The organism is Erwinia persicina (genome assembly GCF_014838825.1).
In the GTDB taxonomy this organism is placed as follows: Bacteria; Pseudomonadota; Gammaproteobacteria; order Enterobacterales; family Enterobacteriaceae; genus Erwinia; species Erwinia persicina_A.
Window position 1 is genome coordinate 1 of sequence record NZ_JACYMO010000033.1, and the last position, 752, is coordinate 752.

1 protein-coding gene is annotated in these 752 nt (G+C 60.1%); it reads right to left on the minus strand.

Annotated features, from left to right (window positions below; all coding sequences use genetic code 11):
• Window positions 1-752, minus strand: a 752-nt coding sequence (gene clpX / locus IFU29_RS22185) for an ATP-dependent protease ATP-binding subunit ClpX (protein ID WP_191935765.1), incomplete at both ends; no start/stop codon positions are given.

Below are 752 nucleotides of genomic sequence, written 5' to 3' on the forward strand. Positions count from 1 at the left end.
CGGAACTCCAGCTCCACGCCTTCCAGGTTGAACAGCGCCTGGTACTGTTTGGTCAGCGCATTTTTAGGCTCACGCAGGATCTGGATCAGCGCGTCCTCGCTCAGTTCGGTCAGCGTTGCCACCACCGGCAGACGACCGATGAACTCCGGGATCAGACCAAACTTGATCAGATCTTCCGGCTCCACCTGCGCCAGCAGCTCGCCTTCGGTGGCTTTCTCCGACTTGCCCTTCACCGATGCGCCAAAGCCGATGCCAGTGCCGGTGTCCACGCGCTGCGACACCACTTTGTCCAGGCCGGCGAAGGCCCCGCCGCAGATAAACAGAATTTTCGACGTATCCACCTGCAGAAACTCCTGCTGCGGATGCTTGCGGCCGCCCTGCGGCGGCACGGCGGCCACGGTCCCTTCGATCAGCTTCAGCAGCGCCTGCTGCACGCCCTCCCCGGAGACATCGCGGGTGATCGACGGGTTGTCAGACTTACGGGAGATCTTGTCGATCTCATCGATGTAAACGATGCCGCGCTGCGCTTTCTGCACGTCGTAGTCACACTTCTGCAGCAGTTTCTGGATGATGTTTTCCACATCCTCACCGACATAGCCAGCTTCAGTCAGCGTGGTGGCATCAGCCATGGTAAACGGCACGTCCAGCAGGCGCGCCAGCGTTTCTGCCAGCAGCGTTTTCCCGCTACCGGTCGGGCCGATCAGCAGAATATTACTTTTGCCCAGCTCAATACCGTTGCTGGTGTCGCCGTT